The sequence below is a fragment of the Streptosporangium fragile genome, assembly GCF_039534445.1.
GTDB lineage: Bacteria > Actinomycetota > Actinomycetes > Streptosporangiales > Streptosporangiaceae > Streptosporangium > Streptosporangium fragile.
The window spans coordinates 1-14,068 of sequence record NZ_BAAAVI010000122.1; the positions used below are offsets into that span (position 1 = coordinate 1).

The window sequence follows — 14,068 nt, forward strand, 5'->3', positions numbered from 1 at the left end:
ACGGCGGGTGCGTTCGGCCGTCCCGGCGGGCGCCCGACCCGCGGTCGCAAGTCCAAGCGCCAGCGGCGCCAGGAGTTCGACAACATGCAGGCCCCGTCGATCGGCGGCGTGCAGGTTCCCCGCGGGAACGGCCAGACGATCCGCCTGTCGCGCGGCGCCTCGCTGTCGGACTTCGCCGACAAGATCGGTGCGAACCCGGCGTCCCTGGTGCAGGTCATGCTGCACCTGGGCGAGATGGTGACCGCCACGCAGTCGGTCAACGAGGAGACCCTCCAGCTGCTGGCCGCCGAGCTCGACTACAACCTGCTCGTGGTCAGCCCCGAGGAGGAGGACCGCGAGCTCCTGGAGTCCTTCGACATCGAGTTCGGTGAGGACGAGGGCGACGAGGGCGACCTGGTCGCGCGTCCGCCGGTGGTGACCGTCATGGGTCACGTCGACCACGGTAAGACCAAGCTGCTCGACGCCATCCGCCAGACCAACGTGGTGGCCCGCGAGGCCGGTGGCATCACCCAGCACATCGGTGCCTACCAGATCGCCACCGACCACGAGGGCGAGCACCGGCGGATCACCTTCATCGACACCCCGGGTCACGAGGCGTTCACCGCCATGCGTGCCCGAGGCGCCAAGGTGACCGACATCGCCATCCTGGTGGTCGCGGCGGACGACGGCGTGAAGCCGCAGACCATCGAGGCGCTGAACCACGCCCAGGCGGCGGACGTGCCGATCGTGGTCGCGGTCAACAAGGTCGACAAGGAGGGCGCCGACCCCAACAAGGTCCGGGCCCAGCTGACCGAGTACGGCCTGGTCGCCGAGGAGTACGGCGGCACCACGATGTTCGTCGACATCTCCGCCAAGAACGGGACCGGCATCGACGACCTGCTCGAGGCCATCCTGCTCACCGCGGACGCCGAGCTCGACCTGCGGGCGAACCCGACGATGGACGCCCAGGGCGTCGCCATCGAGGCCCACCTCGACAAGGGCCGCGGCCCGGTGGCGACCGTGCTGGTCCAGCGCGGCACGCTCCGCGTCGGCGACTCCATCGTCTGTGGCGAGGCCTTCGGCCGCGTCCGGGCGATGCTCGACGACAAGGGCGAGGCGATCGAGGAGGCCGACCCGTCCCGTCCGGTGCTGGTCCTCGGTCTGACCGCGGTGCCGAGCGCCGGTGACAACTTCATCGTGGTCACCGACGACCGGATGGCGCGCCAGATCGCCCAGCAGCGGGCGGCCCGTAAGCGCATCGCCGACATGGCCAGGTCCGGCCGCCGGCGCACCCTCGAAGAGCTCTTCAGCGAGATGGAGAAGGGCCAGGTCGACGAGCTCAAGCTCATCATCAAGGGTGACGTCTCCGGTTCGGTCGAGGCTCTGGAGGACGCGCTGCTCAAGATCGACGTCGGTGACGAGGTGCGCCTGCGGGTGCTCCACCGCGCCGTCGGTGCGATCACCGAGTACGACGTCAACCTGGCGGTCGCCGACGACAACGCCGTCATCATCGGCTTCAACGTGCGGCCCGAGGTCCGGGCGCGCGACCTGGCCGAGCGCGAGGGCGTCGACATCCGCTACTACTCGGTCATCTACCAGGCGATCGAGGAGATCGAGGCGGCCCTCAAGGGCATGCTCAAGCCGGAGTTCGAAGAGGTCCAGATGGGCACCGCAGAGGTCCGCGAGGTCTTCAAGGTGCCGAAGATCGGCAACATCGCCGGTGCTCTGGTCCGCTCGGGCACGATCGTCCGCAACAGCAAGGCCCGTCTCATCCGCGGTGGCGTCGTCATCTCGGACAACCTCACCGTGTCCTCGCTGCGTCGCTTCAAGGACGACGCGACCGAGGTCCGCGAGGGCTTCGAGTGCGGTATCGGTGTCGGCTACAACGACATCAAGATCGACGACATCATCGAGACCTTCGAGATGCGGGAGAAGCCGCGCGTCTGATGCCCTGGAAGAGCACGGCGGCCCGTCCCGCCGGTCGCGTCCCCTCTTTCCGCGGGGGCGCGACCGGCGGGCGGCCCCGAGCCCCCCGCGGCACGGTGACATCCGTGGCGAGTGACTCACCATGTATGTAGGTGCTCTGACACTGGACATCCTGCTCGGCGACGTCCGCTCGCTGAAGCAGAAACGCTCGGTGGTGCGGCCCATCGTCGCCGAGGTGCAGCGGCGGTTCCCGGCAGTGGCCGTCGCCGAGACCGGCCACCTCGACCTGCACCGCCGCGCTGAGATCGGGATCGCGGTCGTCTCCGCCACCGCCGCCAACTGCGGCGCGGTGATGAACGACTGCGAGCGACTGATCGCCTTCCATCCGGAGATCGAGCTGCTGTCGGCCCGGCACCGGCTCTACAACGACGAGGACTAGATGCGGGGAACGGCCGGTCGCGGAAGCACGTCTCCGCGCCCGGCCGCGCCCGTGAGAAGGGGGGAGCCAGATGGACGCCGCACGCGCACGCAAGATCGCTGACCGGATCCGCCAGGTCGTGGCCGAGATGCTGGAGCGCCGGATCAAGGACCCCAGGCTCGGGTTCGTGACCGTCACGGACGCGCGGATCACCAACGATCTGAGCGACGCCACGGTGTTCTACACCGTGTTCGGCTCCGAGGCAGAGCGGGCCGACTCCGCCGCCGCGCTGGAGAGCGCCAAGGGGCTCATCCGCTCGGAGGTGGGCCGTCAGACGGGCCTGCGCCACACCCCGACGCTGACGTTCGCCCACGACCCGATCCCCGAGAGCGCCCGCCACCTCGACGACCTGTTCGCCGAGGCCAGGGCGAGGGACGCCGAGATCGCCAAGCGCGCCGAGAGCGCGCGGCACGCCGGTGACGCCGACCCGTACCGCAAGCCCGAGGAGCGCGGCGGGCTCGGGGAGGACGAGGACGAGGACGAACCCTCGGAACGAGCGGGACACTCCGCAACGTGACGGCCGACCTGCGTGACGGCGGCCCGGTCTCCGGACGTGACTGGGACAGGGCCGTCGAGCTCATCTCGTCCGCCGACGAGATCGCGCTGGCCTGCCATGTCTCACCCGATGGCGACGCGCTCGGCTCGACCCTCGCGGTCGGGCTCGCGCTGCGCGCGGCGGGCAAGCGGGTCACGGCCTCCTTCGGCGAGCGCCGCTTCAGGGTGCCGCGGCTGCTGCGTTTCCTGCCCGGGCAGGAGCTGCTGGCCGAGCCCGCCGACTATCCCGCGGCTCCGGAAGTGATGATCACCTTCGATGTGCCGACCGTCGGGCGCCTCGGCACGCTGACCGACACCACGTGCAAGGCGCGCGAGCTGATCGTGGTGGACCACCACCCGTCCAACACCGGCTTCGGCACGGTCAACCTGGTCGACCCGGGCGCCGCGGCCACCGCCGTGCTCGCCGAGGAGTTGATCGACCGGCTCGGCCTGCCGATCGACCAGGCCATCGCGACCTGCCTCTACGTCGGCCTCGTCACCGACACCGGCTCGTTCAAGCACTCCTCGACCACCCCGGAGGTGCACGCCATGGCCGCCCGGCTGGTGGCCACCGGGCTCAACACCGAAGAGATCGCCCGGGAACTGTGGGACCGGTCCCCGTTCGGTTACCTCAAGGTGCTCGGCGCCGTCCTCGACAGGGTGCGGCTGGAGCCGGAGGTGGGCGGCGGCCTGGTGTGGACGTACGTCACCCGCGCCGACCGGGCCGCCTACGGGCTGCCGTACGACGAGGTGGAGGGGATCATCGACGTGGTCCGGCGCACCGACGAGGCGGACGTCACCGCGGTCCTCAAGGAGGACGACGACGGTGCCTGGCAGGTCTCCACGCGTTCCAAGGGCGGGGTGGACGTCTCGCGCGTCTGCGCCGCGCTGGGCGGTGGCGGACACGCCAAGGCCGCGGGCTTCACCTCTCACCTGCCCCTGGAGGAGACGATCGCGAGTCTCCGGGCACTCCTGTAGATCTCCGAGCGCTCCTCGCGGAAGGACCCCGAATTGAGCACGGCCCGAGCCAAGCGCACCCCGCCGCCGAGCGGCCTGATCATCGTCGACAAGCCCGCCGGGTGGACCTCGCACGACGTCGTCGCCAAGCTCCGCGGCATCGCGGGCACCCGGAAGGTCGGCCACGCGGGCACCCTCGACCCCATGGCCACCGGCGTGCTGGTGGTCGGGGTGGAGAAGGCCACCCGGCTGCTGGGCCACCTCGCGCTCACGGAGAAGGGCTACGACGCCACGATCCGGCTCGGCCAGTCCACCAACACCGACGACGCCGAGGGCGAGACCATCGCGACGGCGTCCGCGGCGGGTGTCTCCGACGAGGACCTGGCCAAGGGCGTCGCCGCCCTCACCGGTGAGATCATGCAGGTCCCGCCGCAGGTCAGCGCCATCAAGATCAACGGAGAGCGGGCCTACAAGCGGGCCAGGGCGGGGGAGGACGTCGCGCTCCGGCCGCGCCCGGTGACGGTGTCGGCCTTCGAGGTCACGGCCGTGCACCGGCACGGCGACGTCGTCGACGTGGCCGCCTCGGTCCGCTGCTCCAGCGGTACCTACATCCGCTCGCTCGCCCGCGACCTGGGCGCCGCCCTGGGCGTCGGAGGTCACCTGACCGTCCTGCGCCGGACCCGGGTGGGCCCCTACGACCTGTCCCTGGCCCGCAGCCTGGAGCAGCTCGCCGCCGACTGCGCGATCCTGCCGATGGCCGACGCGGTCGCGGCGGCCTTCCCGCGCCGCGACGTGACCGCCGAGGAGGCGAGCACCGTCGCGCACGGCGGGCGGCTGCCCGCGCTCGGCCTGGGCGCCGGCCCGATCGGGGTGTTCGCCCCGGACGGCACGCTGATCGCCCTCGTGGAGGAGCAGGGCAGGACCGCCAGGTCCCTGGCCGTCTTCGTCTCCTGACCCGGCGGCGGGGGTGCCTCCTGATCCGGCGGCGGGTGGTGTGAGCGCCTCCCCGGCGGTGCGCGCGTGGTGCCGTCGTGCGACGTCAGCGGGTGTGGCGCCATCAAGGGGCTCCCCGATTGGGGGTGAGGGCGGCGAGCATGGCAGGCTTTAGGGGTCCGATCCACGACGAGGGGAAGAGGCTGCGGTGCGAGGCTGGCACGGATTGGAGGACGTGCCCGAGGACTGGGGCAGGTCCGTCATCACGATCGGCGTCTTCGACGGCGTCCACCGCGGTCACCAGAAGATGGTGGCTCGCGCCGTGAGTATGGCCGCGGAGCTCGGGGTGCCCTCGGTGGTGGTGACCTTCGACCCTCACCCGGAGGAGGTCGTGCGGCCCGGCACGCACCCGCCCCGGCTGACGACGGCCCGGCACCGCACCGAGCTGCTCGCCGACCTCGGCGTCGACGCGGTGTGCGTGCTTCCCTTCACGCTCGACTTCTCCCGGATGACCCCGGACGAGTTCGTGCAGACCGTGCTGGTCGACCGGTTGCACGCCGCCGGGGTCGTGGTGGGGGAGAACTTCCGCTTCGGCCACAAGGCCGCCGGCGACGTCGAGACCCTGCGCACGCTCGGCGAGAAATACGACTTCGTGGCGGAGGCCGTCCCGCTGGTCAGCGACGGGGAGACGATCTCCTCCACCCTCATCCGCGAGCAGATCGCCGCCGGCGACATGGAGGCGGTCACCGCGACACTCGGCCGCCCGCACCGGGTCGAGGGCGTGGTCGTCCGTGGCTACCAGCGCGGACGCCAGCTCGGCTTCCCCACGGCCAACGTGGAGTCCCCGGAGTTCACCGCGATCCCCGCCGACGGCGTCTACGCGGGCTGGCTGCAGGGCGTGCCGACCGGCAACCTGCCGGCCGCCTACGGCGGCGAGCGCTGGCCCGCGGCGATCTCGGTCGGCACCAACCCGACCTTCGAGGGAGTGCCCCGCACCGTGGAGGCGTACGCGCTCGACCGCGACGACCTCGACCTCTACGGCGCCCACGTGGCCGTCGACTTCGGCTTCAGGCTCCGGGGCAACACCAGGTTCGACTCGATCGAGGCACTCGTCGCGCAGATCCACGCCGACGTCGAGGAGGTCCGCCGCCTCACGGCCTGACGCGCCGGCCGACGCACCGCGGAGCCCCCGGTCCCGCGGCGCTGCCGCGCGATGTGCGAATGGCCGTGCGCCGGTGGTAGCCTGGCATGTCAGCTCTGTAACCGGTGGTCGTGCGACTTCCGGGTGCGGATCTCGCCACGGCGACTGTAGGCACGCACGGTCGTTCGGGCTCCAGGAATCACGCGTGCCCGTAGAGGTTCAAGGAGAGACGTGTCGCTCGACACCGCCGCAAAGAAGCAGATCATCGGTGAGTACGCCAAGGGTGAGACCGACACCGGTTCCCCCGAGGTGCAGATCGCGCTGCTGAGCAAGCGCATCAGCGAGCTCACCGAGCACCTGAAGACGCACAAGCACGACCACCACAGCCGCCGTGGCCTGCTGCTCCTCGTCGGCCGTCGCCGCCGGCTGCTGAAGTACCTGCAGAGCAAGGACATCGAGCGCTACCGTTCGCTCATCGAGCGGCTCGGCCTGCGCCGATAACGTTGTGAGGGAGCGGCGTGCGCGCCGCTCCCTCCTCTCATCTGGCCGGGTGTCGGCGCGTCGCGCCGGGTAGACACCCGTCCAGTGAGCAAACTGAATAGCCGAGAAAGTGCCCCGCGTCCGCAAGCAAGCGCGCCCCACGGCGTCGGAGGGCCGGTCCTCGGTAGTGGCCCTCGGTCATCATGGTGCAAGCCATACGGAACCGGGCGCTTCGATCGAAGACCGGCGCTGCGCCTACGGGGAGCCGGCGACAAGGACGACCCAGGTGCGCGAGGCGTGCCTGGGCGGACGCGGGCGACCGACGTACAAGGAGGTCCCCCGTGGAGGGTGTCCACACCAGCGAAGCCGTCATCGACAACGGCTCATTCGGCACGCGTACCGTCCGGTTCGAGACCGGCAGGCTCGCGCGCCAGGCGGCGGGTTCCGCCGTCGTCTACCTCGACGACGAGACGATGGTCCTGTCCGCGACCACCGCGTCGAAGACTCCCAAGGAGAGCCTCGACTTCTTCCCTCTCACGGTCGACGTCGAGGAGCGGATGTACGCCGCGGGCCGCATCCCCGGCTCCTTCTTCCGCCGTGAGGGCCGTCCCTCCGAGGACGCCATCCTCACCTGCCGCCTGATCGACCGGCCGCTGCGCCCGTCGTTCGTCAAGGGCCTGCGCAACGAGGTCCAGGTCGTCGCCACCGTCATGGCGCTCCATCCCGAGCACCTGTACGACGTGGTCGCCATCAACGCCGCGTCCCTGTCCACCCAGCTGGCCGGGCTGCCCTTCTCCGGCCCGATCGGCGGTGTGCGCGTCGCGCTGATCGAGGGCCAGTGGGTCGCCTTCCCGACCCACTCCGAGCTGGCGCGGGCCACCTTCGACATGGTGGTGGCCGGCCGCGTGCTGGACGACGGCGACGTCGCGATCATGATGGTCGAGGCCGAGTCGACCCGTGACACGCTCAAGCTCGTCGCCGAGGGCGCCGTGGCTCCCACCGAGGAGACCGTGGCCCAGGGCCTCGAGTCGGCCAAGCCGTTCATCAAGGTGCTGTGCGACGCGCAGTCCAGGATCGCCAAGGTCGCCGCCAAGGAGACCGCGGAGTACCCGGTCTTCCTCGACTACCAGGACGACGTCCTGGAGGCCGTCACCAACGCGATCAAGAGTGAGCTGGCGGCCGCGCTGACCATCGCCGGCAAGCAGGAGCGCGAGGCCGAGCTCGACCGGATCAAGGCCCTGGTCGTCGAGAAGGTCGCCCCCGACTTCGAGGGGCGCGAGAAGGAGATCAGCCCGGCGTTCCGGTCGCTGACCAAGAAGCTCATGCGCGAGCGGGTCATCGCCGAGGGCGTCCGCATCGACGGTCGCGGCGTCAAGGACATCCGGCAGCTCAACGCCGAGGTCCACATCGTGCCCCGCGTGCACGGCTCGGCCCTGTTCGAGCGCGGCGAGACCCAGATCCTGGGTATCACCACGCTCAACATGCTCCGCATGGAGCAGATGATCGACACGCTCAACCCGGAGCGCACCAAGCGCTACATGCACAACTACAACTTCCCGCCGTACTCCACCGGTGAGACCGGCCGGGTGGGCTCGCCCAAGCGCCGCGAGATCGGTCACGGCGCGCTCGCCGAGCGGGCGCTCATCCCGGTCCTGCCCAGCCGCGAGGAGTTCCCCTACGCGATCCGTCAGGTCTCCGAGGCGCTGGGCTCCAACGGCTCGACCTCCATGGGGTCGGTCTGCGCCTCGACGATGTCGCTGCTCGACGCGGGTGTCCCGCTGAAGGGCATCGTCGCGGGCATCGCGATGGGCCTCATCAACGAGGGCGACCAGTACGTCACGCTGACCGACATCCTCGGCGCCGAGGACGCCATGGGCGACATGGACTTCAAGGTCGCCGGCACCAAGGACGTCATCACCGCGCTCCAGCTCGACACCAAGCTCGACGGCATTCCCGCCTCCGTGCTGGCCGCCGCGCTGAAGCAGGCCAAGGGCGCCCGCCTGGCCATCATCGACGTGATGCAGGAGGCCATCGACTCCCCGGCGGAGATGAACGCGACGGCCCCGCGCATCATCACGATCAAGATCCCGGTTGACAAGATCGGCGAGGTCATCGGCCCCAAGGGCAAGATGATCAACCAGATCCAGGACGACACCGGCGCCGAGATCACCCTCGAGGACGACGGCACCATCTACATCGGTGCCACCGACGGCCCGTCCGCCGAGGCGGCCAGGTCGGCGATCAACGCCATCGCGAACCCGCACATGCCGGAGGTCGGCGAGCGCTACCTGGGCACGGTCGTCAAGATCGCCGCCTTCGGCGCCTTCATCTCCCTCATGCCGGGCAAGGACGGCCTGCTGCACGTCTCCCAGATCCGCAAGCTGCACGGCGGCAAGCGCATCGAGAACGTCGAGGACGTCATGAACGTCGGCGAGAAGATCCAGGTCGAGATCGCCGAGATCGACTCGCGCGGCAAGCTCTCCCTGGTGCCCGTCGAGGTCATCGAGAAGGAGGCCGCGGCCAAGGCCGAGGCCGCCGAGACCGAGGGGGAGCCCGAGGCGCCCGCCGAGGAGCGGTCCCGCGAGGAGCGCCCCCGTGAGGAGCGGCCCCGCCGCACCCGCGTCCGCAGCCGTGGAGGGGAAGACCGCAACTCGTGATCACCACCACTCTGCACCCCGGCAAGGACGGCGCCGGGGTCGTGCAGCGCACCGTCCTCCCCGGTGGGCTCCGGGTGGTGACCGAGTCCATGCCGACCGTGCGTTCCGTCGCGGTCGGCATGTGGGTCGGCATCGGTTCCAGGGACGAGGCCCCCGAGCACATGGGGGCCTCCCACTTCCTGGAGCACCTGCTGTTCAAGGGCACGCCCACGCGGGACGCGCTGGAGATCTCCGCGGCCATCGAGGGCATCGGCGGTGAGATCAACGCCTTCACCGCCAAGGAGTACACCTGCTACTACGCGCGGGTCCTCGACGAGGACCTGCGGGTGGCGATCGACGTGCTCGCCGACGTGGTGACCTCCTCCGTCATCACCCCCGAGGACGTCGAGGCCGAGCGTGGCGTGATCCTGGAGGAGATCGCCATGCACGACGACGACCCCTCGGACGTGGTGCACGAGCAGTTCTCCGCCGAGCTGTACGGTGACACGCCCATCGGCCGGCCGATCCTCGGCACGGTCGAGTCGATCACCGCGATCACCCGCGACCGGATCGCGGAGTACTACCGGCGCTACTACCTGCCCACCCACACGGTGGTGTCGGTGGCGGGCAACGTCACCCACGAGCAGGTCGTGGCCATGGTGGCCGAGGCCTACGAGCGGGCCGGCGCCCTGGGCGGCGACGCCGAGCCGGCGCCCCCGCGCCTGTCGGGGCCCGGCGTCGAGGCCCGCTCCGGCGCGCGGGTGCTGCACCGCCCGACCGAGCAGGCCAACCTGGTCCTCGGCACGACCGCGCTGACCCGCACCGACGAGCGCCGCTTCGCGCTCGGCGTGCTCAACGCGGCGCTCGGCGGCGGCATGTCCTCCCGGCTGTTCCAGGAGATCCGGGAGAAGAGGGGCCTGGCCTACTCGGCGTACTCCTTCACCTCCGCGCACGCCGACACCGGCCAGTTCGGGATCTACGTCGGCTGCCTGCCGTCGAAGATCGACGATGTGCTGAAGATCTGCCGTGAGGAACTGCTCCGCGTGGTCGCCGACGGCATCACGGAGGAGGAGATCGTCCGCGGCAAGGGCCAGATGCGCGGTGGCCTGGTGCTCGGGCTGGAGGACACCGGTTCCCGGATGTCGCGGATCGGCAAGGGCGAGCTCGTCTTCGACGAGCTGCTCTCGGTCGACGACATCCTGGCGAGGATCGACGCGGTGACCTCCGAGGAGATCGTGGAGATCGCCCGTGACGTCCTCAGGCGCCCGATGTCCCTGGCGGTCATCGGCCCCTACGAGGACAAGGATTTCGGCATGTTCCTGACCGGCTAGACCCCGTTTCCGGCCCCCGGCCGCGAGGCGCCGCCCGGCGACCGCGGCGGATGGTCCGGCGACAGGGCTGAGCCACGGCGCGAGCGGCCCCGGTGTTCCCACACCGGGGCCGCTCCGCCCTTTCCGGCGGGGCGCGGTCCGCCGGAGTCCGGTGGGCACCGACGGTATACCCTGGGGCCGTGATCAGGGTTGGAGTTCTCGGCGCCCGCGGGCGCGTCGGTGTCGAAGTGTGCAAGGCCGTCGAGGCGGCCGACGACCTGGAGCTGGTCGCGGCCGTCGACAGAGACGACCCGATCGAGCAGCTGGAGCGCGCCGAGGTGGTGGTCGACTTCACCCACCCCGACGTCGTCATGGGCAACCTCGAATGGTGCATCTCCCACGGCATCCACCCGGTGGTCGGCACCACTGGCTTCGACGCCGGGCGCCTGGCGACGGTGCGGGGCTGGCTGGACGCCAACCCCGGCGTCAACGCGTTGATCGCTCCCAACTTCGGCATCGCGGCCGTGCTGATGATGCATTTCGCCCAGCAGGCCGCCCGCTACTTCGAATCCGTCGAGATCGTCGAGCTGCACCATCCCAACAAGGCCGACGCGCCCTCCGGCACCGCCCGCCGTACGGCCGAGCTGGTCGCCGAGGCGCGGCGCAAGGCGGGCTCCGGGCCGATGCCCGACGCCACCAGCGCCCAGCTCGACGGGGCCCGCGGTGCCGAGGTCGAGGGGATCCGCGTGCACGCGGTGCGCCTGGCCGGGCTCATCGCCCACCAGGAGGTCCTGCTGGGCGGAGACGGCGAGATCCTCACCATCCGCCACGACACCATGAACCGCTCGTCCTTCACCCCCGGTGTGCTGCTGGGCGTGCGCCGCGTCCGCGAGCTCCCCGGCCTGACCGTCGGCCTGGAGCACCTCCTCGACCTCTGAGCCTGTCCCTCGGCTCTTCCGCCCGCCACGCCCGCCCGGCGGTGCCCCGCCGCGTTACCGTGGGGCACCGCGGCACGCCGTGATTCCTCACCGCGGCCCGGCGAGGTGCCACCGGGCGATCCCCGCAACGGCAGGATCCGCGGGACAGGGTCCAGCGGCGCCCGGTAACTCAGGTGATCCGCGCGGGCTCCCGCTGTATTCTCCGCTTCCATGACGAGCGCTCGATCTTCGGCGCCGGTTGAGGTCCGCTGGGCCGAGGCCGGGGAACTGGCGGGGCTGGCGGCGGTGGAGATCGCCGCGGACGGTGTCTTCGCCCAGGTGGGCATCACCTTCCCGGCGGGCACGACGATGATCGAGGAGACCGACGACCCGTCCCGGGTGCTCGTCGCGGGGACCCCGCCGGTCGGTTTCGCCATGATCGGTGAGGTCGACGGGCAGGTCCACCTCGACCAGCTCGCCGTCCATCCCGAGCACGGGCGCCGGGGCGTCGGCGGGCGGCTGCTGGCGGCCGTCTGCGACCACGCGGCCGCGGTCGGCTCGGCTGCCGTGACCCTGACGACCTTCCGTGACGTCCCCTGGAACGGCCCCTGGTACGCCCGGCACGGCTTCGCCGTGCTCGACCCCGCCGAGTGGGGACCGGAACTGGCCGCGCTGGTCCGCCGCGAGCGTGAACTGGGCATCGAGCTCGCCCCCCGCGTCGTGATGCGCCGCCTTGTCTGACAGGCGTCCCACCGGCCGGGGCGCCGGGTGAGCGCCGGTTCTCCACGGTCCGATGCGGTCGCTCCGCCGCGTTCGAAGGGCATGGGCCGCCCAAGCCTCCTCTAGGGTTAGGGAAAGTTTCTAATGCCAATAGGGAGAGGACCGATGTCCAGGACCACCGCAACCCGGCCCACCACCGCGTCGCCGCCCGGCGACCGGGTCCGCCCCGCGAGCCGGCCGGCCGGCGGCCCGCGGACCGTCCGGGCGGACGGCACGGTGCGGGTGAGCGGGGTGCGGCGGCCGTCCCACCCGCGCCTCTCCGCTGCGGGGAAGGTCCCGGTGGCCGCCGCCCGGGAGGCGGTCGGCGAGGACGTCGGTACGGGCCGTACCACCGCCTGCTCCTCCGCGGTCGTCGCCGGTCCCGTCACCGGGGAGGCCGGATGAACATCTTCGACGAGCCGGACCGCGCCACCGCGCGCGGCGTCAAGCCCCGGAGACCGGCCGGGGCGAGCATCATGCGTCTCGCCGGGGCCGGAGTGGTCGCGGGGCTGCTGGCCGCCGCTCTCGCGCTGCCGGCCGTGGGGGGCGCGGGAGCGATGGTCATCACCGCGTCGGATGAGCTGAACCTCAACCCGGCGGACCTCACCGAGCCCCCGCTGGCGGAGAAGACGACGGTTCTGGACGCCAGGGGCCGGCAGATCGCGCAGTTCTACGAGGAGTACCGGGAGGTCGTCCCGCTCGGCAAGGTGGCCGAGGTGATGAAGACGGCCATCATCTCGATCGAGGACTACCGCTTCTACGAGCACGGCCCGATCGACATCGAGGGGACCATCCGGGCCTTCGCCAAGAACCTCTCCTCGGGCGGGGTGGCCCAGGGCGGCTCCAGCATCACCCAGCAGTACGTCAAGCAGGTGCTGCTCAACACGGCCGACACCAAGGAGGAGAAGGAGAAGGCGCTGGAGGCCAGCTACGCGCGCAAGCTCAACGAGCTGCGCTACGCGATGGCCGTGGAGCAGAAGTACTCCAAGGACGAGATCCTGGAGAAGTACCTGAACATCGCCTACTTCGGCGCGGGCGCCAACGGGGTCGAGGCGGCGGCCAAGCGGTTCTTCGGGGTCTCGGCGGCCGAGCTCGATCTGGCGCAGGCGGCCACCCTGGCGGGGGCCGTCCAGTTGCCCATCAGCACCGACCCCGAAGGCGGGAAGAAGAACCGGCAGCGGCTGCTGGACCGGCGCAACGTCGTGCTGGACCGGATGGCGGAGCTCGGCAAGATCACGACGCAGGAGGCCGCGGAGGCCAAGGCCAAGCCGCTGGGCTACAAGGGCACCCCGTTGCCCGGCGGGTGCGGGGCCAGCCCTTACCCCTACTTCTGCATGTACGTGCGCAGCGAGATCCTCAACAACTCGAGCTTCGGCAAGACGGAGAAGGCCCGTACCCGGTTCCTCAACCGCGGCGGCCTGACGATCAAGACGACGCTGGACCCCCGCATGCAGGCGGCGGCGGACCGGGCCATCCGGAAGTGGGTGCACGCCTCCGACAACCCGGTGGCCTCCGAGGCCCTGGTCCAGCCGGGCACCGGGGCGATCAAGGCCATGGCGGCCAGCCGGAAGTACGGCAACTCCAAGGCCCGGAACGAGATGTCGTACAACGTCGTGGCCGACGGGGCGCACGGCGGGGGCGTCGGGTTCCAGCCCGGCTCGACGTTCAAGACGTTCACGCTGATCACGGCGCTCAAGAAGGGCATGAAGATCAACGACGGTCTCGCCGCCGGAGCCGGCTACCGCGCCCCGGGCTACGCGGCGTTCAAGAACTGCAAGGGCGAGAACGTCGGCGACCCGACGCACACCGTCACCAACGACGAGGGCAATCCCGGCTTCAAGACGCTCCAGACGGGCACCTGGGGGTCGGTCAACACCTTCTTCCTGGAGCTGGAGCAGCGGGTCGGCCTCTGCGACACCGTGCAGACCGCCAAGTCGCTGGGCATCAAGCGCGCCGACGGCCTGCCGCTGCAGGAGTACGAGACCTTCACCCTCGGCATCAACGAGATGGACCCGGTG

At 70.9% G+C, this 14,068-nt stretch carries 13 protein-coding genes; all 13 read left to right on the forward strand.

From position 1 onward, the window contains the following. On the forward strand, positions 1-1,926 hold a 1,926-nt coding region (gene infB / locus ABD841_RS39190), incomplete at its 5' end, for a translation initiation factor IF-2 (RefSeq protein WP_344982128.1). 121 nt (positions 1,927-2,047) lie between these two features. Further along, positions 2,048-2,344 (forward strand): DUF503 domain-containing protein, encoded by a 297-nt coding sequence (locus ABD841_RS39195; RefSeq protein WP_344982129.1) that lies wholly within the window; start codon positions 2,048-2,050, stop codon positions 2,342-2,344. 70 nt (positions 2,345-2,414) lie between these two features. Then, a complete protein-coding gene (gene rbfA, locus ABD841_RS39200; RefSeq protein ID WP_344982130.1) occupies positions 2,415-2,900 on the forward strand; it encodes a 30S ribosome-binding factor RbfA in 486 nt (161 codons plus the stop codon). Further along, positions 2,897-3,895 carry a DHH family phosphoesterase gene (locus ABD841_RS39205; protein WP_344982131.1) on the forward strand — a complete coding sequence of 333 codons (999 nt, stop codon included), beginning with the start codon at positions 2,897-2,899 and terminating at the stop codon, positions 3,893-3,895. The genes rbfA and ABD841_RS39205 overlap by 4 nt, the downstream gene beginning before the upstream one ends. A 33-nt stretch (positions 3,896-3,928) precedes the next feature. Continuing rightward, a complete protein-coding gene (truB, locus tag ABD841_RS39210; RefSeq protein WP_344982133.1) occupies positions 3,929-4,828 on the forward strand; it encodes a tRNA pseudouridine(55) synthase TruB in 900 nt (299 codons plus the stop codon). Between the two features lie 187 nt (positions 4,829-5,015). Next, entirely contained in the window at positions 5,016-5,969 is a 954-nt protein-coding gene (locus ABD841_RS39215; RefSeq protein WP_344982134.1) for a bifunctional riboflavin kinase/FAD synthetase, read from the forward strand. A gap of 210 nt (positions 5,970-6,179) precedes the next feature. Further along, positions 6,180-6,449 (forward strand): 30S ribosomal protein S15, encoded by a 270-nt coding sequence (gene rpsO, locus ABD841_RS39220; RefSeq protein WP_344982135.1) that lies wholly within the window; start codon positions 6,180-6,182, stop codon positions 6,447-6,449. A gap of 320 nt (positions 6,450-6,769) precedes the next feature. Beyond that, complete coding sequence (locus ABD841_RS39225; RefSeq protein WP_344982136.1) at positions 6,770-9,085, forward strand: polyribonucleotide nucleotidyltransferase; 2,316 nt, start codon at positions 6,770-6,772, stop codon at positions 9,083-9,085. Further along, positions 9,085-10,395, forward strand: a complete 1,311-nt coding sequence (locus ABD841_RS39230; RefSeq protein WP_344982141.1) for a M16 family metallopeptidase — start codon at positions 9,085-9,087, stop codon at positions 10,393-10,395. The genes ABD841_RS39225 and ABD841_RS39230 overlap by 1 nt, the downstream gene beginning before the upstream one ends. A gap of 179 nt (positions 10,396-10,574) precedes the next feature. Continuing rightward, positions 10,575-11,312, forward strand: coding sequence for a 4-hydroxy-tetrahydrodipicolinate reductase (gene dapB / locus ABD841_RS39235; RefSeq protein WP_344982137.1), 738 nt, complete (start codon positions 10,575-10,577; stop codon positions 11,310-11,312). 210 nt (positions 11,313-11,522) lie between these two features. After that, positions 11,523-12,032: a GNAT family N-acetyltransferase gene (locus tag ABD841_RS39240; protein ID WP_344982138.1), complete on the forward strand. Its 510-nt coding sequence runs from the start codon at positions 11,523-11,525 to the stop codon at positions 12,030-12,032. A gap of 144 nt (positions 12,033-12,176) precedes the next feature. Continuing rightward, a complete protein-coding gene (locus ABD841_RS39245) occupies positions 12,177-12,455 on the forward strand; it encodes a hypothetical protein (RefSeq protein WP_344982139.1) in 279 nt (92 codons plus the stop codon). After that, the coding region (locus tag ABD841_RS39250; RefSeq protein WP_344982140.1) for a transglycosylase domain-containing protein at positions 12,452-14,068 on the forward strand (1,617 nt) is incomplete at its 3' end. The genes ABD841_RS39245 and ABD841_RS39250, both read left to right, overlap by 4 nt.

What these genes read in the sequence shown, in the direction of transcription:
- ABD841_RS39195 (WP_344982129.1), top strand. Translation starts at nt 2,048, where the DNA reads ATGTATGTAGGTGCTCTGACACTGGACATCCTGCTCGGCGACGTCCGC.
- rbfA (WP_344982130.1), top strand. Translation starts at nt 2,415, where the DNA reads ATGGACGCCGCACGCGCACGCAAGATCGCTGACCGGATCCGCCAGGTC.
- ABD841_RS39240 (WP_344982138.1), top strand. Translation starts at nt 11,523, where the DNA reads ATGACGAGCGCTCGATCTTCGGCGCCGGTTGAGGTCCGCTGGGCCGAG.
- ABD841_RS39245 (WP_344982139.1), top strand. Translation starts at nt 12,177, where the DNA reads ATGTCCAGGACCACCGCAACCCGGCCCACCACCGCGTCGCCGCCCGGC.